This window comes from Acidovorax sp. (assembly GCF_034519795.1).
Classification (GTDB): domain Bacteria; phylum Pseudomonadota; class Gammaproteobacteria; order Burkholderiales; family Burkholderiaceae_C; genus Acidovorax.
In genome coordinates this window covers 24,572-46,825 of sequence record NZ_JAXHOB010000030.1, presented here as the reverse complement: position 1 = coordinate 46,825, position 22,254 = coordinate 24,572, and the positions used below count along the sequence as shown (strand labels likewise).

At 67.0% G+C, this 22,254-nt stretch carries 21 protein-coding genes and 1 pseudogene; 11 read left to right on the top strand and 11 right to left on the bottom strand.

All coding sequences use genetic code 11. The annotated features are described in order from the left end of the window. Nucleotides 1-79 precede the first annotated feature (79 nt). Nucleotides 80-745, top strand: coding sequence for a c-type cytochrome (locus U5N23_RS29085; protein ID WP_322596173.1), 666 nt, complete (start codon nt 80-82; stop codon nt 743-745). A 77-nt stretch (nt 746-822) separates the two neighbouring features. On the opposite strand, the gene U5N23_RS29080 is transcribed toward U5N23_RS29085, so the two are convergent. Further along, on the bottom strand, nt 823-1,257 hold the full coding sequence (locus tag U5N23_RS29080) for a DUF1841 family protein (protein WP_322596172.1): 435 nt from the start codon (nt 1,255-1,257) through the stop codon (nt 823-825). 238 nt (nt 1,258-1,495) lie between these two features. On the opposite strand from U5N23_RS29080, the gene U5N23_RS29075 reads away from it, so the two are divergent. Next, the gene (locus tag U5N23_RS29075) at nt 1,496-1,729 is read left to right on the top strand and encodes a hypothetical protein (protein WP_305742565.1); all 234 of its coding nucleotides are present in this window, start codon (nt 1,496-1,498) and stop codon (nt 1,727-1,729) included. 110 nt (nt 1,730-1,839) lie between these two features. On the opposite strand, the gene U5N23_RS29070 is transcribed toward U5N23_RS29075, so the two are convergent. Further along, on the bottom strand, nt 1,840-2,640 hold the full coding sequence (locus tag U5N23_RS29070) for an IclR family transcriptional regulator (RefSeq protein WP_305742566.1): 801 nt from the start codon (nt 2,638-2,640) through the stop codon (nt 1,840-1,842). Nucleotides 2,641-2,762: 122 nt separating this feature from the next. Between U5N23_RS29070 and U5N23_RS29065 the strand changes: the two genes are divergently transcribed. The 6 genes from U5N23_RS29065 (at nt 2,763) to U5N23_RS29040 (ending at nt 8,280) form a co-directional block, all read left to right on the top strand. Further along, the gene (locus U5N23_RS29065) at nt 2,763-3,458 is read left to right on the top strand and encodes a 3-oxoacid CoA-transferase subunit A (RefSeq protein ID WP_322596171.1); all 696 of its coding nucleotides are present in this window, start codon (nt 2,763-2,765) and stop codon (nt 3,456-3,458) included. 168 nt (nt 3,459-3,626) lie between these two features. Continuing rightward, nucleotides 3,627-4,283, top strand: a complete 657-nt coding sequence (locus U5N23_RS29060) for a 3-oxoacid CoA-transferase subunit B (protein ID WP_322596170.1) — start codon at nt 3,627-3,629, stop codon at nt 4,281-4,283. A 51-nt stretch (nt 4,284-4,334) separates the two neighbouring features. Next, nucleotides 4,335-5,540: a 3-oxoadipyl-CoA thiolase gene (gene pcaF, locus U5N23_RS29055; RefSeq protein WP_322596169.1), complete on the top strand. Its 1,206-nt coding sequence runs from the start codon at nt 4,335-4,337 to the stop codon at nt 5,538-5,540. Nucleotides 5,541-5,557: 17 nt separating this feature from the next. Continuing rightward, the gene (gene pcaD / locus U5N23_RS29050) at nt 5,558-6,355 is read left to right on the top strand and encodes a 3-oxoadipate enol-lactonase (protein ID WP_322596168.1); all 798 of its coding nucleotides are present in this window, start codon (nt 5,558-5,560) and stop codon (nt 6,353-6,355) included. A 105-nt stretch (nt 6,356-6,460) separates the two neighbouring features. Further along, nucleotides 6,461-7,189 carry an SDR family oxidoreductase gene (locus U5N23_RS29045; protein ID WP_322596167.1) on the top strand — a complete coding sequence of 243 codons (729 nt, stop codon included), beginning with the start codon at nt 6,461-6,463 and terminating at the stop codon, nt 7,187-7,189. An 89-nt stretch (nt 7,190-7,278) separates the two neighbouring features. Continuing rightward, on the top strand, nt 7,279-8,280 hold the full coding sequence (locus U5N23_RS29040; RefSeq protein ID WP_322596166.1) for a tripartite tricarboxylate transporter substrate binding protein: 1,002 nt from the start codon (nt 7,279-7,281) through the stop codon (nt 8,278-8,280). Nucleotides 8,281-8,358: 78 nt separating this feature from the next. Here the strand turns inward: U5N23_RS29040 and U5N23_RS29035 are convergent. Then, a pseudogene (locus U5N23_RS29035) lies at nt 8,359-8,955 on the bottom strand (short chain dehydrogenase); the annotation flags it as partial. 122 nt (nt 8,956-9,077) lie between these two features. On the opposite strand from U5N23_RS29035, the gene U5N23_RS29030 reads away from it, so the two are divergent. Beyond that, entirely contained in the window at nt 9,078-9,962 is an 885-nt protein-coding gene (locus U5N23_RS29030; RefSeq protein WP_322596165.1) for a LysR family transcriptional regulator, read from the top strand. Nucleotides 9,963-9,964: 2 nt separating this feature from the next. On the opposite strand, the gene U5N23_RS29025 is transcribed toward U5N23_RS29030, so the two are convergent. Then, entirely contained in the window at nt 9,965-10,414 is a 450-nt protein-coding gene (locus U5N23_RS29025) for a surface-adhesin E family protein (RefSeq protein ID WP_322596164.1), read from the bottom strand. Between the two features lie 122 nt (nt 10,415-10,536). Then, nucleotides 10,537-11,130, bottom strand: a complete 594-nt coding sequence (locus U5N23_RS29020) for a LysR substrate-binding domain-containing protein (protein ID WP_322596163.1) — start codon at nt 11,128-11,130, stop codon at nt 10,537-10,539. Between the two features lie 367 nt (nt 11,131-11,497). Between U5N23_RS29020 and U5N23_RS29015 the strand changes: the two genes are divergently transcribed. Further along, a complete protein-coding gene (locus U5N23_RS29015; protein WP_322592737.1) occupies nt 11,498-12,643 on the top strand; it encodes an IS5 family transposase in 1,146 nt (381 codons plus the stop codon). A gap of 113 nt (nt 12,644-12,756) precedes the next feature. Beyond that, complete coding sequence (locus tag U5N23_RS29010; RefSeq protein ID WP_322596162.1) at nt 12,757-14,700, top strand: hypothetical protein; 1,944 nt, start codon at nt 12,757-12,759, stop codon at nt 14,698-14,700. Between the two features lie 151 nt (nt 14,701-14,851). On the opposite strand, the gene U5N23_RS29005 is transcribed toward U5N23_RS29010, so the two are convergent. The 6 genes from U5N23_RS29005 to kefC form a co-directional block, all read right to left on the bottom strand. Then, nucleotides 14,852-15,493 carry a trimeric intracellular cation channel family protein gene (locus U5N23_RS29005; protein WP_322596375.1) on the bottom strand — a complete coding sequence of 214 codons (642 nt, stop codon included), beginning with the start codon at nt 15,491-15,493 and terminating at the stop codon, nt 14,852-14,854. A gap of 36 nt (nt 15,494-15,529) precedes the next feature. After that, nucleotides 15,530-15,886: a hypothetical protein gene (locus tag U5N23_RS29000; protein WP_322596161.1), complete on the bottom strand. Its 357-nt coding sequence runs from the start codon at nt 15,884-15,886 to the stop codon at nt 15,530-15,532. Continuing rightward, nucleotides 15,883-16,728, bottom strand: coding sequence for a hypothetical protein (locus tag U5N23_RS28995; RefSeq protein WP_322596160.1), 846 nt, complete (start codon nt 16,726-16,728; stop codon nt 15,883-15,885). The genes U5N23_RS29000 and U5N23_RS28995 overlap by 4 nt, the downstream gene beginning before the upstream one ends. Further along, nucleotides 16,725-17,858 carry a PepSY-associated TM helix domain-containing protein gene (locus tag U5N23_RS28990; protein ID WP_322596159.1) on the bottom strand — a complete coding sequence of 378 codons (1,134 nt, stop codon included), beginning with the start codon at nt 17,856-17,858 and terminating at the stop codon, nt 16,725-16,727. The genes U5N23_RS28995 and U5N23_RS28990 overlap by 4 nt, the downstream gene beginning before the upstream one ends. Nucleotides 17,859-17,886: 28 nt before the next feature. Then, a complete protein-coding gene (locus U5N23_RS28985) occupies nt 17,887-20,043 on the bottom strand; it encodes a TonB-dependent siderophore receptor (RefSeq protein WP_322596158.1) in 2,157 nt (718 codons plus the stop codon). 231 nt (nt 20,044-20,274) lie between these two features. Then, nucleotides 20,275-22,179: a glutathione-regulated potassium-efflux system protein KefC gene (kefC, locus tag U5N23_RS28980; RefSeq protein ID WP_322596157.1), complete on the bottom strand. Its 1,905-nt coding sequence runs from the start codon at nt 22,177-22,179 to the stop codon at nt 20,275-20,277. Nucleotides 22,180-22,254 lie beyond the last annotated feature (75 nt).

The window sequence follows — 22,254 nt, the reverse complement described above, 5'->3', positions numbered from 1 at the left end:
GGGCTTGACAGGCGCTGGCTATAATTGCCCGGTTAAGCAGAGCCCTCAGGCTGAACTTCCACGAGATTGTGCGCGCAAAATGAACAAGACGTTGACCACGATATTTGCCCTGGCTGTCGCTTCCGTGACCGCCTTCTCCCACGCTCAGGAAGTCAAGGGCGATGTGAAAGCGGGGGAAAAGAAGATCGCCATGTGCATCGGCTGCCATGGCATTGTGGGCTACCAGGCCAGCTTTCCTGAAATCCACAAGGTGCCCATGATCTCGGGCCAAAGCGGTGCCTACATCTCCGCAGCGCTCGACGCCTACCGCAAGGGCGACCGCAAGCACCCCACCATGCGCGGCATTGCCGACTCGCTGACCGACCAGGACATCGCCGACGTGTCGGCCTACTACGCACAGCACGGCAAGGCCGGCGCCGCCGAGCTGCCCGCCAAGCCCAAGCGCGAACCCAGCGTGCAGGTGGCCGAGCTGCTCAAGAAGGGCGCCTGCGTGTCCTGCCACGGCGACAACTTCGCCAAGCCCATCGACCCCTCGTACCCCCATATCGCGGGCCAGCACGCCGACTACTTGTTCGTGGCGCTCAAGTCGTACAAGGCCGAGAAGAACCCCAACCTGGGCCGCAACAACGCCATCATGGCCGGCGTGGCCAAGCAGTTCACCAACAACGAACTGAAGGCACTGGCCGGTTACCTGGGCAGCCTGGAAGGCGACCTGCACACGGTGCGCCAATCGCCCTTCCGTTGATGTGCAGGCCCTTTGCCGGGCCAGCCCTCAAAGCAAGAAGCCCGCAGCTGCGGGCTTTTTTGATGGGCGATTCAGTCTCAGTCTCGGGTGGCTCTGCGTTGCACGGCGGCGATATAGGCATCGCCATCGGGCGGGCGGCCAGAGCGCTGGCTCTCCCACAGCATCTGGCCCAGGCACTCCATGGTGGCGTGGTGGGCGTCGTGCAGCGAATCGAGGCGCTTGGCCAGCAGCTCCACCGCCTGGCGGATGCCACGCGGTTGGTCGATGCTGCACTGCTCGCTGATCGACAGGTGCATCGACAGGTGCAGGAAGGGGTTGGTGCGGTCCGGCGTCTCGTCGTAGTTGCGGGCCACGGCGGCCTCGGCATCGGAGAAATCGGCGTGGTACTCGGGGTGCTCGGCGATCCACAGGCTGGCCAGCGTCTCGATGGCCTCCATGGGGGCGCCGCTCTGGGACTTGGCGTGCACGCCGCAGAGAAAGCGGCGCACGTCGGCTTGGGACGGGTTGAACATATTGGGGCCGCAGCGTAGCACGCACGGCGTGCCGGGGTGGGGCGCGGGGGTATGCGGCCCAGGGCGCCCGGCGCGGTATCGGTGTCCTGGCTGGCGAATTTGCTGCACAGGGCGGGGCGAATCTGTCCTACGCAGTTGCCCCGGGCTCGCACCTACATTGGAGCCGCGGGAGACACAGCTTGTCACCGCACGGTACATCTCAGAACAACTCAAGCCACCACCATCCAAGGAAACTGCCATGAACAACAACGCAATGCGCATCATCGGGGCCCTGCTGCTCGTCGTCGGCCTGGCCGGCTTCTTCACGGGCGGCTTCAGCTTCACCAAGGAAACCACCCAGGCCAAGCTCGGCCCGCTGGAGCTCAAGGTGCAGGAGAAAGAGTCCGTCAACGTGCCTCAGTGGCTGAGCGTGGGCGCCATGGCGCTGGGCGCGGTGGTGCTGGTGCTGGGGTTTCGGCGCGGCGGCCGCTGAACGCGATCACTCCCCAAGCTAAGGGCGAGCCAGGAGCACTGCTGCTCATGGCTTGCCCTTTTGTCTTTTACCTCTCCGGTGGGGCAGCGTTTCTGTCAGCCCCCTGAATGTCAGGTCCGAGGCGCACCCATCATGCGTGATATGGTGCGCGCCGCCTTGAGCAATGCCGGCAGCATCGCCTCCTGCATCACCTCGGCACTCGTGCGGTTGGCCTGGCCGCTGATGTTGAGCGCGGCCACCGTCTGGCCGGTGCGGTTGGTGAGCGGCGCGGCAATCGAGATCAGGCCCTCCTCCAGCTCCTGGTTCACCAGGCACCAGCCCTGCTGGCGCGCCTGGCGGATGCGGGTGAGCAGGGTGGGCACGTCGGTAGCGGTGTGCTCGGTCCAGCGCTGCAGGGGGTGGGCTTCGAGCCTTGCCTGCAGCTCCTCGTCGGGCAGGGCGGCCAGCAGCATACGGCCCATCGATGTCCAGCATGCGGGCAGGCGCGAGCCCACGCCCAGGTTGGTGCGCATGATCTTGTGCGTGGGCACGCGCAGCACGTAGACGATATCGAGGCCGTCGAGCACGGCGGCCGAGGACGACTCGCGCACCTCTTCCACCAGGTCTTCCATCACCGGCTCGGCCAGGTTCCAGATGGGCAGCGACGACAGGTAGGCAAACCCCAGATCCAGGATGCGGGGCGTGAGGCGGAACTGCCGGCCATCGGTCTCCACATAACCGAGCGTTTGCAGCGTGAGCAGGATGCGGCGGGCCCCGGCGCGCGTGAGGCCGGTTTGCGCAGCCACCTCGCTCAGCGTCTGCTGCGGCGCGCTGGCGCTGAACGAGCGAATCACCTCCAGCCCGCGCGCAAAGGATTGCACGTAGCTGTCGCTGGGCTTGGGGTCTTTGGCGGGCGCAGTTTGGGTGTTCATGGACGGTGTGACTATAATTCTTTTAGCGAACATTTGTTCTTTAGGCGAACAAAATCAAGAAGAAGTTGCAGGTGCGAGACAAACCCGCCGCAGCTTCCCTCCATTCTCAGGAAAGCAGATCGATGATCAACAAGATTGCAGAGTCGGTGGCCCAGACGCTGGCCGGCGTGAAGGACGGCGCCACGGTGCTGATCGGTGGCTTCGGCACGGCCGGCATCCCCGGCGAGCTGATCGACGGGCTCATCGCCCAGGGCGCGCGCGACCTCACCGTGGTCAACAACAACGCGGGCAATGCCGACCACGGGCTGGCCGCGCTGCTCAAGGCCGGCCAGGTACGCAAGATCATCTGCAGCTTTCCACGCCAGGTGGACAGCTATGTGTTCGATGAGCTGTACCGCAGCGGCAAGCTCGAACTCGAACTGGTGCCCCAGGGCAACCTGGCCGAGCGCCTGCGCGCCGCCGGGGCCGGTATCGGCGCCTTCTTCTGCCCCACGGCCCATGGCACCGAGCTGGCCGCAGGCAAGGAGACGCGCGAGATCAACGGCAAGCACTACGTGCTGGAGTACCCCATCCACGGCGACGTGGCGCTGATCAAGGCCGAAAAGGGTGACCGCTGGGGCAACCTCACCTACCGCATGTCTGCACGCAACTTTGGCCCGGTGATGGCCACGGCCGCCAAGACCACCATCGCCACGGTGCATGAAGTCGTCGAACTTGGCGCGCTGGACCCGGAGGCCATCGTCACACCGGGCATCCACGTCACGCACGTGGTGCGCATCGACCGGGTTGCCACGCAAGCCGGCGGCATCAAAAAATGAGAAGCCCCCCTGAGTCGCTTCGCGCCATCCCCCCAGGGGGACGCCCCCAGCGCGGCGGGGCGGCCCTTGCGCGGGGGCGCTGGCATGGAGCGCGCCAGTTTCAACGTGCGGCAGGTGCCGCACACGCCTCGGACAACTGCAACGACAACCGCGGATGAAGTGCCCAATATGACCACCACCAGCTACCAAAAACGAAGCAAGGACGACCTGGCCCGCCGCGTGGCGCAGGACATCCACGACGGCGCCTACGTGAACCTGGGCATCGGCCAGCCGACCCTGGTCGCCAACCACATCCCCGCGGGCCGCGAGGTCATCCTGCAAAGCGAGAACGGCATCCTGGGCATGGGCCCGGCGCCGGCTGCGGGCAGCGAGGACTATGACCTCATCAACGCCGGCAAGCAGCCCGTGACCTTGCTGCCCGGCGGCGCGTATTTTCACCATGCCGACAGCTTTGCCATGATGCGCGGCGGGCACCTCGATATCTGCGTGCTGGGGGCCTTCCAGGTCTCGGCCACGGGCGACCTGGCCAACTGGAGCACGGGCGAGCCCGGCGCCATCCCCGCCGTGGGTGGCGCCATGGACCTGGCCATCGGCGCCAAACAGACCTGGGTGATGATGGACCTGCTGACCAAGCAGGGCGCCAGCAAGGTGGTGGCGCAGTGCAGCTACCCGCTCACCGGTGTCGCCTGCGTCAAGCGCATCTACACCGATCTGTGCACACTGGCCTGCACGCCAGCGGGCCTGCAGGTCATCGACACGGTGGACGGGCTCTCGCACGCCGAGCTCGAACGCCTGGTGGGCTTGCCACTGCTCGCAGCTGCCTGACCCCTTTCGTCCATCACCGCTTTCATCACAACCATCTCAGGAGACAAGACCATGAGCCAGCAAGCCTTCATCTGCGACGCGATTCGCACCCCCTTCGGCCGCTACGGCGGCGCGCTGTCCAGCGTGCGCACCGATGACCTGGGTGCCATCCCCCTCAAGGCGCTGATGGCGCGCAACCCCGGCGTGGACTGGGCGGCGGTGACCGACGTGCTGTACGGCTGCGCCAACCAGGCCGGCGAAGACAACCGCAACGTGGCGCACATGTCCAGCCTGCTGGCGGGCCTGCCCATCGAGGTGCCCGGCGCCACCATCAACCGCCTGTGCGGTTCGGGGCTGGACGCCGTGGGCTCGGCCGCGCGCGCCATCAAGGCCGGCGAGGCGGGCCTGATGATCGCCGGCGGCGTGGAGAGCATGAGCCGCGCCCCCTTCGTGATGCCCAAGGCCGAGACGGCCTTCAGCCGCAACAACGCGGTGTACGACACCACCATCGGCTGGCGCTTCATCAACAAGCTGATGAAGGAAAAGTACGGCGTGGACTCCATGCCCGAGACGGCCGAGAACGTGGCCACCGAGTTCGGCATCGAGCGCGAGGCGCAGGACCGCATGGCCCTGGCCAGCCAGCTCAACGCCGTGGCCGCGCAAAAGGCCGGCCACCTGGCGCGCGAGATCACGCCCGTGACCATCCCCCAGAAAAAGGGCGATGCCATCGTGGTCGACACCGACGAGCACCCGCGCGAAACCAGCCTGGAAGCGCTGGCCAAGCTCAAGGGCGTGGTGCGGCCTGACGGCACGGTGACCGCCGGCAACGCCAGCGGCGTGAACGACGGCGCCTGCGCCCTGCTGCTGGCCGATGAGGCCAGCGCCGGCAAGTATGGCCTCAAGCCCCGCGCCCGCGTGGTGGGCATGGCCACGGCCGGCGTGGCGCCGCGCATCATGGGCTTTGGCCCCACGCCCGCCACCCTGAAGGTGCTGGCGCAGACCGGCCTGACCATCGACCACATGGACGTGATCGAGCTCAACGAAGCCTTTGCCGCACAGGGCCTGGCCGTGCTGCGCGCCCTGGGTTTGAAGGACGACGATGCGCGTGTGAACGCCTGGGGCGGCGCCATTGCCCTGGGCCATCCGCTGGGTGCCAGCGGTGCGCGCCTGGTCACCACCGCCGTCAACCGCCTGCACGAGCACGCCGGCCAGTACGCGCTGTGCACCATGTGCATCGGCGTGGGCCAGGGTATTGCCATCATCCTCGAACGCGTCTGACCCCGGGAGCCCAGGCCGTGCCCACGCCCACCTCCTTGTTGCAGACCCCCGCCGGGGCGTTTCGCGTCGCCATCGACGGCCCCGAGGGCGCGCCCGTGCTGGTGCTCTCCAACTCCCTGGGCACCACCCTGGAGATGTGGGACGCGCAGGCCGCGCGCCTTGCCACCAGCCACCGCGTGGTGCGCTACGACACGCGCGGCCACGGCGGCAGCGTGGTGCTGCCCGGCCCCTACCGCTTCGAGCAACTGGGCGGCGACGTGCTGGCCCTGCTCGACGCCCTGCAGGTCGAGCGCGCCAGCTTCTGCGGCATCTCCATGGGCGGCTTCACCGGGCTGTGGCTGGGCGTGCATGCCGGCCACCGGCTGAACCACTTGGTGGTGGCCAACAGCGCCGCCAAGATCGGCACCGAAGAGGGCTGGCGCACGCGCGCCGCCCTGGTGCGCGAGAAGGGGGCTGCTGCCATGGCCGAGCTGGCCGCATCGTCGCCCGGCCGCTGGTTCACCGATGCCTTCGTGGCAGCGCAGCCCGCGCTGGTGCGCCAGGCGCAGGGCTGGATCGCCGGCATCGCCCCCGAGGGCTATGCCGCCTGCTGCGAGGCCCTGGCCCAGGCTGACCTGCGCAGCAGCATCGCCCGCATCGCCGTGCCCACCCTGCTGATCGCCGGCGCGGCCGACCCCGTGACCACGGTGGCCGACGCCCAGGCCATGCAGGCCGCGATCCCCGGCGCGCAGCTGGTGCAACTGCCGACATCGCACCTGTCCAACCTGGAAGCCCCGGCCGAATTCGACGCCGCGCTGGCCGCCTTCGTGGCCTGAGCACCGGAACACGCCGCCCCCGCCACTGCGCCGGTTGGCGCGTGTGGCGCCCGCTGGCTGGGCGCAACCCTGGCCACCCCTTGAATCTGTGAAGGAAGCATCCCCATGACCCACCCCAGCACCCAGCGCGAGCGCGTCCTCATCACCGGCGGTGGTGCCGGCATCGGCGCGGCCACGGCCGAGCGCTGTCGGGCCGATGGCTACGAGCCCGTGGTCATCGACCGCGTGGTCGACCATGTGCCCGGCGGTATCCAGGCCGACCTGTCCAACACGGCCGACACGGCGCGCGCGCTGCAGCAGGCGCTGGCCGGCGGTCCCATCACGCGGCTGGTGAACAACGTGGGCGTGGTGGTGCCGGCCGATGCCGAGCACCAGACGCTGGACGAGTTCGACCTGGCCGTGGCGCTGAACCTGCGCTGCAGCCTGCAGTGCATGCAGGCCTTGCTGCCCGGCATGAAGGAGGCGGGCTTCGGGCGCATCGTCAACATGTCCTCGCGCGCCGCGCTGGGCAAAGAATTGCGCACCGCGTACTCGGCCACCAAGGCCGGCCTGATCGGCATGACGCGCGTGTGGGCGCTGGAGCTGGGCCGCCACGGCGTCACGGCCAACGCCATCGGCCCCGGCCCTATCCGCACTGAACTGTTCGACCGCGCCAACCCACCCGACGCGCCGCGCACGCGCGCCATCATCGAATCCGTGCCCGTCAAGCGCGTGGGCACGCCGGACGACGTGGCGCACGCCGTGTCCTACCTGCTCGATGCGCGCAGCGGCTTTGTCACGGGCCAGGTGCTCTATGTCTGCGGCGGCATGACCGTGGGCGTCGCGGGCGTCTGACGCCACCGCATTTTTCCCCCCGAGGCCCTGCAGTGCCAGCGGCCTCGCCTTTCTCGCTTCCCCGTTTCTAACCGTGTTCAGGAGATGACATGAACCCCATCCGCTTTCCCTCCACCCGCCGCACCCTGCTGGCTGCATTGGCCACCGCCGCAGTCGGCGCTGCGATCCCTGCCGGCGCCCTGGCGCAAGCCGCCTACCCCAGCAAGCCTGTGACCATCGTCGTGCCGTTCGCGGCGGGCGGCACCACCGACATTCTGGCGCGCATCATCGGTCAGGCCCTGACCAGCGAGCTGGGCCAGCCGGTCGTCGTGGACAACCGCGCAGGCGCGGGCGGCAACATCGGCGGCGCGCTGGCGGCCAAGGCGCCGGCCGACGGCTACACCCTGTTCATGGGCACGGTGGGCACGCACGCCATCAACGCCAGCCTGTACAAGAAGATGCCCTTCGACCCGGTCAAGGACTTCGCGCCCCTCACGCGCGTGGCCAATGTGCCCAACCTGCTGGTGGCCAACCCGGCCCAGCCCTACAAGAGCGTGAAGGAACTGATTGCCTACGCCAAGGCCAACCCCGGCAAGCTCAACTTCGGCTCGTCGGGCAACGGCAGCTCCATCCACCTGTCGGGCGAGCTGTTCAAGTCGCTGGCCAAGGTGGACATGGTGCACGTGCCCTACAAGGGCAGCGCCCCCGCCGTGACCGACCTGCTGGGCAACCAGATCGGCATCATGTTCGACAACATGCCCTCGGCCATCCAGCACGTGCGCTCGGGCAAGCTCGTGCCCATCGCCGTGACCACCGCCAAGCGTTCGCCCGAGCTGCCCAACGTGCCCACCATCGCCGAAGCCGGCGTGCCCGGCTACGAGGCCACCTCGTGGTTCGGCATGTTCGCCCCCGCCGGCACGCCCGCACCAGTGCTGGCCAAGCTCAACACCGCCCTGGTCAAGGTGCTCAACCAGGCCGAGGTCAAGAAGAGGATCAACGACCAAGGCGCCGAGACGGTCAGCGAAACGCCCGAGCAGTTTGCCGCCTTCATCAAGACGGAAAGCGTGAAGTGGGGCAAGGTCGTGCAGGAGTCGGGCGCCAGCCTCGACTGATCGACAAAAAGCCCTCGCTGGCAGGCGCCGGCCAGCGGGGCTTTGCACACGCCGCGTGCTCAGCCTTTCAGCGCACGCGTACACCCGCCCGGTCTGCCCGCCTTCCACGCTGCGCTGGTAGGCCAGGGCGGCACGCGCGGCGGGCACGGTCTCGAAGCCCGGGAAGAACGGCCCGTAGCTGCCCACCGATTCGGTCAGGATGGTGGGGCTCACGGCGTTGATGCGCAGCCCGCGCGGCAGCTCGATGGCGGCAGCCGCCACGAAGCCGTCGATTGCCGCGTTCACCGCCGTGGCATTGGCGCCGTTGCGGATGGGCTCGATGCCCACGATGCCGCTGGTCAGCGTGATCGAGCCGCCGTCGTTCAGGTAATGCTGGCCCAGCAGCGCCAGCTGCACCTGGCCCAGCAGCTTGTCCTGCAGGCCCAGGTTGAACTGCTCGGGCGTCATCTCGGTCAGCGGGCCGAAGTGCAGGTTGCCGGCGGTGCTGACGATGGCATCGACCTTGCCGACCGCCTTGAACAAGGCCGCCACCGACCCTGGCTGCGAGAAATCGGCACGGTGCGTGCCGCTGGTGCGGCCCACGGTGATGACCTCGTGGCGTGTCGCCAGATTGGCCAGAACGGCCTGGCCGATGGTGCCGCTGGCGCCGATGAGAAGAATCTTGCTGGTGGACATGGCTTGTTCCTTTTTCGGGGTGCGCCCGAATGCGTTGAAGAAGCCTGGATTGTTTTGTGAATCAATCGACGCATAAAGTACAGTGAAGTTCTTCTTGAACTAACCTAGGGTTTGCAATCACCATGGACAAGCTGCGCAACATGGAAGTCATGGTGGCCGTGGTCGAGGCCGGCAGCTTTGCCGCCGCCGCGCGCCAGCAGGACATTTCGGCGGTGATGGTGGGCAAGCACATCCGCCAGCTGGAGGAGCACCTGGGGGCGCGCCTGTTCCAGCGCAACACGCGTCAGAACAGCCTGACCGAGGTGGGCGCCGCCTTTTACGAGGACTGCCGCCGCGTGCTCGAACAGGTGCGCTGGGCCGAGTCGGCGGTGGAGCGCAACCGCGCCGTGCCCCAGGGCCTGCTGCGCGTGAGCGCGCCCTTCACGCTGGGCAACCAGGTGATTGCGCCGCTGGTGGCCGACTTTCTGCTCGCCCACCCGCAGGTGCGCGTGGAGCTGCAACTGACCGACAGCGTGGTGGACATGGCGGGCGAGGGCTTCGACGCGGCCGTGCGCATCGGCGCCATTGCTGACGAAGGCCTGGTGGCCCGGCCGCTCCAACCCTACCGCATGGTGATTGCCGCCACGCCCGGCTACCTGGCGCGCCACGGCCGCCCCGAGCGCGTGGCCGACCTGGCGCAGCACCAGTGCCTGAGCCACTCGGTCTGGCAGCGGCGCGTGGAATGGACGCTGTACGACGATGGCGGCAAGGCCTTCCAGTGGCCCGAGCTGGCGCGCTTCACCTGCAACCAGGGCGACGGCCTGCGCCAGGCGGCCCTGCGCGGCCTGGGCCTCATCATGCAGCCCGAGGTGCTGCTGGCCGAGGAAATCCGCGAGGGCCGGCTGGTGCCGGTGCTCACCCGCTGCGTGCCGGCAGCACGCCCGGTGCACCTCGTCTACGCGCCGGACCGGCGGCAGTTGCCCAAGCTGGCGCGCTTCGTTGAGTTTGTGGTGCGGGCGATGGGGTAACTCTACAGATTGCGCACCTTGCACGCCGCCGAAATCATGCGCCGCGACCACTCGCTGGACATGTCCTTGAACAGCACCGGCGCCTCGCCTTCCTTGTACTCCTCGCGCCCGACGCTGGGGCCGGCCCACTCGGGCTGTGCATAGTACGAGAGCCAGAGGTACCAGGCCTTGCGCGAGGGGCAGTCGACCACGACCTTGGCGTAGTACGAGCGGTATTTCTGGCCCCGGAACGAGGTGCGCTGCTGGTCGCGCGATACGCGCAGGTCGAGCACCACGCGCTGGTCCACCCCGATGGGCTCGGGCAGGATCTCGATCAGGTTCTTGCCGGCGTCGGCGCGATCACCGCTCAGCGTGAACCAGCCGTCCGAGGAGACGGGCCGCTGCTGCGGTTGCGCTGGTGGTTGCTGGCCCCCAGCCAGGGCTGCGATACATAGAACAACGGCGCAGAGCATGGGAGGCTTTGGGGGTGTCCAGGGACGGGGGGGACAATCGGAAAATCATTATCACTGAGGCCGATGCATCGTTTCTATTTGTTACAACGACGCGCATGCCGGGCCGTGGCATGCCCACCCGTTCAGGTGATGCGCCAATCTGATGTTTCTGCCAGCACCCAGTCCCTGAAGGCCGCCAGGCGCGGCTGCCCGCCCGCCGCCGGGGGGTAGGCCAGCCAGTAGCTGTAGTCATTGGGCAGGTCCAGGGCAAAGGGCTTGACCAGCCGCCCCGCCGTGATGTCGGCCGAGGCCAGGAACATGCGGCCCAGCGCCACGCCATGGCCCTCGGCGGCGGCCTGCAGCACCAGGGCCGAATCGCTGAACCCAGGGCCCGCGCGCACGATGGCCTCGGCCTCGCTGCGGCTGGCGCCGGCCAGGGCCAGCCAGCGCGGCCACAGGTCGCCCGGCTGGTCGTGCAGCAGCGTATGCGCCTGCAGATCGCCCACGGTGGCCAGCGGAGCCTGCGCCAGCAGGGCCGGGCTGCATACGGGCGACAGGCGCTCGCGCGAGATGAGGTCGGCCTGCAGCCCGGGCCAGCGCCCCAGCCCGAGGCGGATGGCCAGGTCGAAGCCATCGCGCGCAAAGTCGTGCACCGCCACCTCGCTGGTGATGTGCAGGTCGATGCCCGGGTGCAATGCCCGAAAGCCTGTCAGCCGCGGCACCAGCCAGCGGGCCACGAACGAGGGCAGGGCGTGATGCGCACCGGGCCGACCAGGCTGTTCCCGCGCCCAGGCCCGGCTTATTCGCGGGCATTGCCTCTCCTTCTCACTCAGGCCCCGAGTTAGCATTACTCGACAAAACGCGGTCATGTCGCAACTTTAGACGATTTGCCCAAAACTAAGGAGGAGTGGATGGAAACAAGCATTTTCACGCCGGACATCGAGCGCCTCAGCAAATTGAAGATCCAGGAGGCGACGGAAGTATTCGGACGTCTTCTTTGGTGCGAGGCGGCGCGTCTAGCAGGCTGAAGAAATACCTCCCACCCAGCCAGCCCAGCAGCCCAACCCGGTAAGCTCACCAATCCCTCCCACATTGCCAGATCCCATGCGCGGCGCCGACACCTTCACCGAGAGCCTGTTCTCTGTCCGCAAGCTCGACGACTTCGTGCCAGCCTCGCACCCTCTGCGCCCCGTTCGCAAGATGGTCAACACCGCCTTGGCCAAGATGGATGCCCTGTTCTCGCGCATGTACGAAGCAGACATCAAGGGCGGGCGCCCCAGCATCGCCCCCGAGAAGCTGCTGCGCGCCATGCTGCTGCAGGTGCTGTACAGCGTGCGCTCGGAGCGCCAGTTGATGGAGCAGGTGCAGTACAACCTCTTGTTTCGCTGGTTCATCGGCCTGTCCATGGACGATGAGGTCTGGGTGCCCAGCGTGTTCACCAAGAACCGCGAGCGGCTGATCGAACACGACGCCGTGATTGAGTTCTTCAACGAAGTGCTCAAGATCGCCGACAAGAAGCACTGGCTCTCGGGCGAGCACTTCAGCGTGGACGGCACGCTCATCCAGGCCTGGGCGGGCCACAAGAGCTTTGTGCGCAAGGACGACGATGACGCGGGCGGCGGTGGAGATGGTGACCCTGGTGCAGATGCCAATGGCAATGGCGGCAACTTCAAGGGCCAGCGGCGCAGCAACGACACCCATGAATCCACAACGGACGCCGATGCCCGGCTGTACCGCAAAGGCAAAACCGCCAGCGAGCTGCGCTACATGGGCCACACCCTGAACGACAACCGCCACGGCCTGGTGGCCAATGCAGTGGTCACGCTGGCCGATGGCTACGCAGAGCGCGAAGCGGCCAAGGCCATGGTCAACGACGCCCGACAGGCGCAGGCCGATCCCACGCGAACCATCACGCTGGGAGCGGACAAAGGCTATGACGCACGCGAATTCATTGAGGCCTGCCAGGCCATGAACGTCATTCCCCATGTGGCGCAAAACAAGTCAGGCAGAAACTCGGCTGTGCCCGATGCGATTGCGCAAAGCGAAGGCTACGCGGTATCGCAGCAAAAGAGAAAGCTCATCGAGCAAGGCTTTGGCTGGGCCAAGACCGTGGGCGGCATGAGGCAGGTGATGGTGCGAGGCCTTGAGCGCGTGGACCAGATGTTCGTGCTGACGATGGCGGGATACAACCTGGTGCGCATGCGCACTTTGGAGCAATTGGGACAGGTGCGCCTGCAGGGGGCGCATTGAGGGCAAACGAAGGCCAAAGCGGTCTCTGAAGTGCAATAAAACGCTCAATTGGGCACGCTAATCCCGGGATGTGAAAAAGGCGAACCAACCTGCGGCCGTGGGGCAGGACGGGCTTGGAATCTGGGGAGTATTTCTTCAGCCTGTTAAGAGGTGGCCCCACCCAGGCCGCCCCGCTTGACCGCCTTGCCTTTGCGCAGGAACTAGTTAACGATGCGGACGACTTCAACCGCCGTCTCGGGCTGGAACTTCTCAAAACCTTCTTGACCGATAAATCGAGAACGCGCGTCATCGGTGTTGAATACCAAGGGCTTGCTCCCGAGATCGGTTTTTGGGAGCCGAAGTTGTGGAGTGACCTTTTTGATCCAAGAAATGTGGCTTTACGCGGGTTGCTTGCCTCCTCCAAGCAAAAAGATCTGGAGTGGCAAGCCGCACTTTCTGAGGCCATCATCGAAGGTGCTGATGACCTCCTTCGATCCAAGGAGGCTTCAGACTGGGCAATCTCCATCCTGCGTGAACAGCTGAATTTTCCCGGTGGCAACCGCCAGGCGCTGACCAAAATGCTTATCCACCGAGTCAAACACCCTTACAACGGGACTCCGCCGAATGTCACCGAGGCGTTGAGCACGATCCTGGATGTGACCGGGACAGGTTCGTTCTCAACCCGCTTTGATCGATTTGTCACCTACGACATCCATGAGGAGAACTTCAGCATCAGTTCGTCAGGCAAGTACATTGAGTCGGATGTGCCCACCAAGCGCGTGGAGGCACTCGGCAGGGAGTTCGTCGGCTCACCGGCAATTAGGCGCGAGAGCCTGGAGACGGTCATGCGGTCTCCAGGTCGACGCGCCAGTTCATTTGGGCGATTTGTTGCGTCTATGTCCTCTGAGGTAGTCAACCTCGACGATGAAATCTTCACTTGCGCGGAAGCGCTGAAAGAGGACGTCGGCAACTTCTTCCTGAGTGGTTACCTGGAGAAAATCAAGAATTCTGACCGTGCGCGATGGGAAGATCGCGCATTGCGGTTGCTCGCAGATGAGAAACCGGGCAAATGGAAAATCCGCGCCGTCGTATTCAGTGGTATGTCTCCGAAAGTCACTGAGCGGTTGCTGGACCTATTTGCTGCTGGCTCAGTCCATGCATCCTATTTCCAGAGCGTCGGCTGGAATTTCGGTGAAACCGACCTTACCTCTGATCAGGTCCAATCGATCTGCTCTCGCCTTGAGAAGAGTGGCGAGCCCGAAGCAGCGCGGGTGGCTGTGGAAATTGCCTCTTCACGCTTTGCAAGCAAACAAATCGACTGCTCATCTGAACTTCTGTGGTCACTGCTGATGAATCCCAAGGTCTTTGAGCGGCACGACGACCAGATGACTTCCTACTACTGGAAGACCTTGGCTACAGCGTTTAGGACGCGCCATCCCGAGCGCGATCTTGAGTTGTTGGCGGGGATTTTGACCGCTCACTGCGACTCGTACAGCATTGACTCCTACAGTGGCGTTTTCGAGACGGTCGCCGAGATCAGCAAGGCGCATCCCAAGGATAGTTGGCCGCTGGTCGGTTATGCGCTCGACACCAGTGTGGCAAGTTGGACGATCGCAAATTGGCTAGGCGAAAACTATCGTACAGAAGATTCGCCTGAAGGCGCGGCCCGTGAACTTCTTCCGATTGATGCCTTTGATCCTGAACAGATTCTCCGTTGGGTTTCCGAGAAACCTTCGCGCTCCGAACTGATCATGCAGGCGATTCCCAAGTCCCTGGAGCCAGGCGCGGGCGGCGAACTGGCACGGGCTTTATCGATTTCATTGGCGCGCGGAGCAAGGAAGCGCGCGGCCTTATGGGACACTTTGAGAGTGGCACACGCTGGGGCCCGGATTCGGCCTACTACGCCAAGCAACGCGACAAGGCTCGTATCTGGATCCAGGCGGCCTCACCTGCTGTGCGTGAATGGATCGGTGAGTGGATCGACTACCTTTCGAATCGCATTGAACGTGCTCGCATCACCGAGGAGCGAGAGTTTTGAAGCAGTCGATACTACGGTCTCAAGTTTAGGAGGCGTCTAGCATGTCTGATTCTGGCCGACAGCGAAGGTCTAGCCCACCGCCTCAACCATGAATCCGTACAACGATGCTTGCCCAACCCCTTGCGGAGGTCGCTGTCCACGGTGTCGAACCGGATGGCCAGGAGCACCGAAATACGCATGCAGCCACTGAATCAAACCCGCCACGCCGGCAGCTCCCAATTGCGCCACAGCGCCAGCCCGCGCAGCCCGGCCGTGGCCACCACGCAGGCCAGCAGCGGCGCCCAGCCCGGCGCATCCATCTGGCGCAGGGCCACGTCGATCCAGCCGCCAGCAAACGCGCACAGGGCGTAGGGCCGGTGGTCGCTGAAGGCCTGGGGCACCTCGTTGCACAGCACGTCGCGCAGCACGCCGCCGAATACGCCGGTGGTCACGCCCATCATCACGGCGATGATGGGCGGCATGCCGATGGCGGTGGCGATGTCCACGCCCACGGCGGCGAACAGGCCCAGGCCGATGGCGTCGGGCAGCAGCATGGCGCGCTCGGTGGGTTGGAAATGGCGCTGGCGCATGAACAGCATGGCGCACACGCACAGCGCCAGCAGGCCCCAGATGAAGCCGGTGTGGCGTATCCAGAAGAAGGGCCGCTGGTCCAGCAGCAGGTCGCGCAGCGTGCCGCCGCCGAAGGCCGCGACAAAGGCCACCACGCACACGCCCACCACGTCCATGCGCTTGCGCGCCGCCGCGATGATGCCCGACAGCGCGAAGGCGATGGTCGCCGCCACTTCAATGAAAAAGCGCAGCGTGTGAATCCAGGGGGCGTCGAGCAGGTCCATGGGCGCGATTGTGCCGCGCACGGCCTGTTCCGGGGGCTACGCCAGTGCGTGCACCAGCAGGCCCAGCGCGCAGCCGACCCAGCCTGCAAGGCCGATGCGCCGCGCCCAGCGCAGGCTGGCCTGTGGCCACTGGTTCATGGCCAGCACCAGGCCCCAGCCCAGCACCATCCACGAGGCGAGCGTGATGCCGATGCCTGCGGCCAGACCGGCGGCCACGGTGGCGGCGGTGGTCTGCAGCGCCAGCGTGAGCAGCGCCAGGCCCCAGGCCTTGCGCTGGGCTGACGAGCTGGCAAGGGCATCGCCCCATGCACGCGTGGAGTTGGCGCGGGCCCAGTGCACCAGGGCCAGCAGGCAGGCGGCGGCCGCGCAGGCCAGGGCCAGGGTATCACTCATGCCACAGGCTCCGCGCGCTGCACAGGCGCTGCGCCGCGCATGGAGGCTGCGCGGTGCTTCCATTGGCGGTGCAGCACCGCAAGCCCCATGGCCAGGCACAGGGCTGCGGCGCCAGCCCACACCGCCGTGGCCCATTGCGCGGTGCCAGAGCGCCAGGCCAGCCCCGCCAGAGCCGCTGCGGCCAGCGCTGCCAGCAGCGCGGCGGCGCGCGGCCACCAGGCCTGCAGCGTGGCGGCCGGCAGCACCAGGAAGAAGGCGATCAGCAGGCCCAGCATGCCGGCCGAGCGCGCGGGCTCGGCCGCCACGACGTGGGCGACGCGAAACGACTCGATGGCCAGCAGGCCCGCAAGCCAGAACGAGAGGGTCTGCGTGGAAGGCATCGAGGGCCAGCGCCAGCGGGTGGTGTGGTGGTGGTGGTGGGTGCCTCTGCCATTGCTGTCACGGCGGCGATTCGCCTGCACCCGCGCCGGGCCAATGAAGGCGGCCAGGCCCGCCAGCACAACACCCAGCGCCACCAGGCTGGCCAGCATGGGCCATTGCAGCGGCGTACCGAGCACCAGGCCCGCTGCGCCGGCCAGCACCAGCAGCCCGCCGGCGCTGCCCAGCGAAACGCGCCACAGCGCCAGGTGGCGCAGTGCACAGGCGGCCAGCAGCGATGTGATGAGCCAGGTGCCGATCAGCGTCCACACCGCCCACACCGGCCGCTGCGCCAGCGGCGGCAGGCCGGCGGGCGGCCACAGGTGCACGAGCACGGCCACCAGCACGGCGGCGGGCACGGTGGCGTGCAGCGCGAGGAAGCAGCGCACCACGAAGGACGCGTTGGGGGCGGCCGGCTTCGTCATGCCTGCAGCCCGCCCTGCACGCCGGCCTGTTGCTGTGCTTCACGCCGCCGCTGCTGGCGCGAGTCGAGCCAGATCAGCGTGCCCGATATCGACAAAAACGCCGGCGTCATGCCCAAAATGAAATACAGCCACTTCAATGCCAGCCCGCCGAAGTCGCCAAAGTGCAGCGGCTCCATGAGCCCGTTGACCAGCGACCAGAAGCCGGCCGTGCGCGGGTCCAGCACCTTCTTCGGCGCGCCTGTGCCGGCGTTCATGTCCACCCGCGCCGTGCTGGCCAGGTGGCCATACAGGGTGCCGGTGAAGCTGGCCTCTGCGGCCGTGGTGCCCCAGCGGCGCAGCGACACATAGCGTGCCTGAAGCCCCGGCACGGCCTGTTGCGCGCTGAGGTACAGGGTGTCGAGCGACTGCATGGCGGCCGGCTCGGCCTGCGGTGGCTTGCGTGCGGCGGTGATTGTGGGCGCGCCGCTGGCCATCACGTACTTGGTCCCCTGCTCGAACAACGGCGCCAGGCCCAGCCAGGCACCGGTGGCCGCGATCAGGATGTGAAAGCCCAGCCCCCAGATGCCGGCGGACTTGTGCAGGTCCGACATCACCACGCGAAAGCTGCGGCCCCAGCGCTGGGTGAACAGCTCGGCCAATATCTTGCGGTGGATGACGATGCCGGTGGCGATCAGCACCAGCATGGCCGCGCCGAGAAAGCCCACGATCCAGCGCGGCCCGAAAAACAAGAACACATGCAGCATGCGCAGGTACTGGCCGAGTTGGCTGTCCACCGGGCCCACCACGGCGCCCGTGTCCGAGCGCAGGGCCACCTTGGTGCGCTGGCTGGCGGACGCGCCGCGCTCGCGCACGTGGGCGAAGTAGCTGGGGTTGGTGGCGTCGGGCAGGGCAATGGTCTCCACCGTGGCGCCCGGGTAGCGTGCCTGCAACTGCGCCAGCACGGTGGCCAGCGGTGCGGGCGGCTCGGTGCGCGGCAGCCCGGCCAGCGAGGGGTTGGCCCACAGGTCGATCTCGTTCTTGAACACCACCACCGCGCCCGAGAAACAGACGATGAACATCAACAGGCCCGTGACGATGCCCGCCCAGGAGTGCAGGACGAACAGGCGGTTGAGCGTGCGCTGGCTGGGCATGGTGGTGGCTGGCGGTGCAAAGGCCGGGTCAGAAGAAGTACGTCAGCCCCAGGCTGAAGTTGCGCGGCAGCGCGGGCGAGACCACGTTGGCGTTGATCGCGCCGTCGTAATACGCCTTGTTGAACAGGTTCTTCACCCCGGCCGTCAGTCGGTAGTTTTTGCCCGCGTAGCTGATGGAGGCATCCGCCACCACATACGAGGGCAAGGTGAAGGGGTACGAGCCGATCTGCTCGCTCACATAGCGCCCGCCCAGGCCCAGCGTCACACGCTGGTACTGCGGCAGCCGGTAGGTGGCCCAGGCCGTGAGCGTGTGGCGCGGCGTGAGGTTGAGCGGCAGGCCCACGATGGCGGCGTTGTTGTCGCGCGTGACCTTGGTCTGCGTGTAGGTGTAGGCGCTGGTCAGCTTCCAGCCGTTCTTCAGGTCGGCACCCAGCTCCACCTCCAGGCCGCGCGCACGCTGCTGGCCGGTCTGCACGCTGAATCCGGTGTTCACCGGGTCGGCTGTGGTCACGTTCTCGCGCACCAGGTCGAAGAGGGCCAGCGCACCCGTGAGCTGGCCGCCCGGGGCCTCGTACTTCAGGCCCGCCTCCCACTGCTTGCCGGTCTCGGGCACGAAGGGCGTGCCGTTGAAGGCCAGGCCCGAGGTGGGCAGGAAGGACTCGCCGTAGCTTCCGTAGGCGGCCCAGCCGGACTTGAACTCGTACACCAGGCCGGCCGACAGCGTGGTGGCGCTGTCCTTTTGCTGCGTCTGCACGCGTGTGCGGCGGTTGTCGATGTCGTTGGTGGACCAGTCGCGGCGCAGGCCTACCAGGGCCGTCCAGCCCTGGCCGAACTTGATCTGGTCCTGCGCATACAGGCCCGCCACGGTGAGCTTGCCGGGCGCGTCGCTTGTCAGCGCCGCCGGGCAGTTGGCCTGCACGCCGTAGGCCGGCGCGAACAGGTCCAGCGCGGCAATGGAGCAGGTGCGGCTGGCCAGCAGGCTGTGGCCGCTGCGCACGTCCAGGCCCGTCACCAGCTGGTGCTTGGCGCCCAGCGCATCGAAGCGCGTGAGCAGCGAGGTGTCGGTGGCCAGCAGGTCGTAATCCATGTACTGGCGCGAGGCGCTGCGGTTCTGCAGCCGCTGGTTGGCCTGCAGCGCCTGGTTCGAGACGAAGTTGCCCGTGCCCTTCTCGGTCTCGTAGCGCACGTTCTGGCGAAAGGCCATCGCGGGCGAGACCTGATGCTCCAGCGCGTAGCCCAGCGTGGTGCTCTCCACGTTGTACACGCCAAACGCGGGATCACCGGTGAACAGCGTGCGCGGCAGCGTGCCGTTGCGGTTGGGCAGCAGCGTGCCATAGGGCGTGATGCCCTGTTGGCGCATCCACTCGCTGCGGCTGTAGGTGGCGAACAGAACCAGGTCGGTCTGCGCCCCCAGGTCGATGGACAGGGACGGCGCGAACCAGCGGTCCTTGCGGTAGACGAACTGCGTCGGGTCGTCGGCGTTGGACACCTGGGCGTTGATGCGCAGCGCCGTCTTGCCCGATTCGGACAGTGGCCGGTTCACATCGGCCTGCAGCGTGCGCTGGCCGAAGCTGCCGACCTCGATGCCCACTTCATTGAGCGCTTCCTTTTTGGGGCGCTTGCTCACCGCGTTGACGATGCCGCCGGGCTGCACCTGGCCGTAGAGCACGGACGCCGAGCCCTTGAGCACCTCGAAGCGCTCGTAGCCATAGGGCTGCAGCTTGGCCCACATGCCGGGGCTTTGCACCAGGCCATCGACCAGGATCGATTCGGTGGAGCGAAAACCGCGGATGTTCAGGTCATCAAACCCCCGGCGGCCAAAGTTCACGGGGCTCACCCCCGCCACGGTCTGCAGCGCCTGCTGCACATTGGTGATCTGGCGCGACTCCATCTGCTCGCGCGTCACCACGCTCACTGACTGCGGCGTCTCCAGCCGCCGCATCGGCGCCTTGCCGGCCGTCTGCGCCTCCACCGGGGCAAAGCCCATGTCCTTTTCGGTGCTGGCGTTGATGCGCACCTCCTGCAGCTGCGGGGCGGTGGTGGCTGAAGCGTCAGTGGCTTGGGCAAAGGCGGATTGCGCCAGGCACAGTGCCAGCGGCGTCAGGGCGAACAGGCCGGCGGTGCGGGCGGGCGAGAGGGCAGGCGTGCGCAGGCGCAGCGCAGCGCGTTGGGGCAGGATGTGCATGGAAAGGGTCCGGGACAGGAGCAGCGGGCGCTGGCTTGCGTCCTGACGGGACACTTGGCTTGCGTGAGGGTGTGAATTGTAATGCGAATGAATCGCGTTTGCGAAGATGCGTGCAGGACATTTGCGCGTTGGCTGCACGGGGATGCCGCGCACCACCGGGCGCTCGGTGCGTGCTGAGCGGCGCCATGGGCTCTCGAAGCGGCGCGGCCCGCCCCGATCCGCGCCGGTGGATCAGCCCGCCTGTGACCCGTCCTGGCGCGCCGGTTCTCTGCTTTGTTCTTCTTCCTCGCCATCCGGTGTTGCATACCCGGGATACGCCCCGTCCTCCCCCGCCGCCGCAGCCTCCTGCCGCTCCCGCGCCATCTGCTCCGCCAACTGGCTGCGCCCCTCACGCGCCACGGCGATCATCTTGGCGCGGTCGCGGTGGTGCGGGTACATGCGGTCGGACAGGGCGATGTTGTGTTCCCTGAAGCGCCGGGTCATCTCGGCGGCCTGGTCGGGCGGCAGGCCCATGAGTTCGAGCACGGTGCGGGCGCTGTGCATGCTCGATTCGAACAGCTCGCGCTGCACCAGGGTCACGCCCTCGTCGCGCAGCTTGTTCCAGTGCGTGAGGTCACGCGCGCGGGCCACCACCGTGAGGTGCGGGAAGTGCTTGCGCGCCAGCGCGGCGATCTTGACGGACTGCTCGGGGTCGTCCACCGCGATCACCAGGATGCGCGCCTGCCCGGCACCGGCGATGCGCAGCAGGTCGAGCCGGGTGGCGTCGCCGTAGTGCACGCGGTAGCCGAAGGTGCGCGCCACCTCCAGCATCTCCACGCTGTGGTCGAGCACGGTGGTGCGTATGCCCTGCATCAGCATCACGCGCGCCACGATCTGGCCGTAGCGGCCGAAGCCGGCGATCACGATGGGCGCGTCCTGGGGCTCCGAGATCTCTTCGGCGGCAGGTGCCTTGAGATTGGCATAGCGGCGCAGCAGCACGCGGTCCAGCACCACCAGCAGCAATGGGCTCAGCAGCATCGACAGCGCCACCGCGCCGATCAGCAGCGAGGCCGTCTCGGCCGGGAACACCTGGGCGCCGGCCGCGGACTGGAACACCACGAAGGCGAATTCGCCGCCCTGGGCCAGCAGCAGCGTGAACACGGGGCGCTCCTGGTAGGGGATGTTCACGGCGCGCGCCAGCGCATAGATCACCACTGCCTTGCAGGCCAGAAAGCCGAACAGGATTCCGGCCATGAGCCAGGGCGAGCGCATGAGCACGCCAAAATCGATGCTCATGCCCACGGCAATGAAGAACAGGCCCAGCAGCAGGCCCTTGAAGGGCTCGATGTCGGTCTCCAGCTCGCGCCGGTACTCGCTGTCGGCCAGCAGCACGCCGGCCAGAAAGGCGCCCAGCGCCATCGACAGCCCGACCATCACCATCAGCATGGCAATGCCCACCACCAGCAGCAGCGCGGCGGCGGTGAAGACCTCGGGCGTCTTGCTCTTGGCGATCCAGCGCAGCACGGGCCGCAGCAGCAGGCGGCCGCCGAGGATGATGGCGGCGATCACGCCGACGATCTTGGCCACCTCCAGCGCGACCTCGCGCGGCGAGTGGCTGTTTGCATCTGCACCGGCCGCCGCGCCCAGCAGCGGCAGCAGCGCCAGGATGGGGATGGCCGCCACGTCCTGGAACAGCAAGATCGAGAAGCCCGCCTGCCCGCTGCTGGTGCGCATCAGGTTGCGCTCGGCCAGGGTCTGCAGGGCGATGGCCGTGGACGACAGCGCCAGCCCCAGCGCGCCCACCAGGGCCACGCGCCAGGGCAGGCCCACCAGGCTGGCCAGCACGAAGAGCAAGGCCGCGCAGCCCAGCACCTGGGCGCTGCCCATGCCGAAGATCGGGCGGCGCAGCGCCCACAGCCGGCTGGGCTGCAGCTCCAGCCCGACCAGAAACAGCATGAGCACCACGCCGAACTCGGCAAAGTGCAGGATGTCCTGCACATTGCTCACCAGGGCCAGGCCCCAGGGCCCGATGGCGATGCCGGCCGCCAGGTAGCCGATGATGGCGCCCAGGCCCAGGGCCTTGGCGATGGGCACGGCCAGCACGGCGGCCGTGAGGTAGAGAAAACCGTAGGTGAGCCAGGTGGGTGCGTGTTCCATGGAGCGGGTCGGGCCGGGGGTGGTTTGTTGTGTAGAGGATGTGCGTGTCCCCGGCCTTCACATTCTGTCACCCCT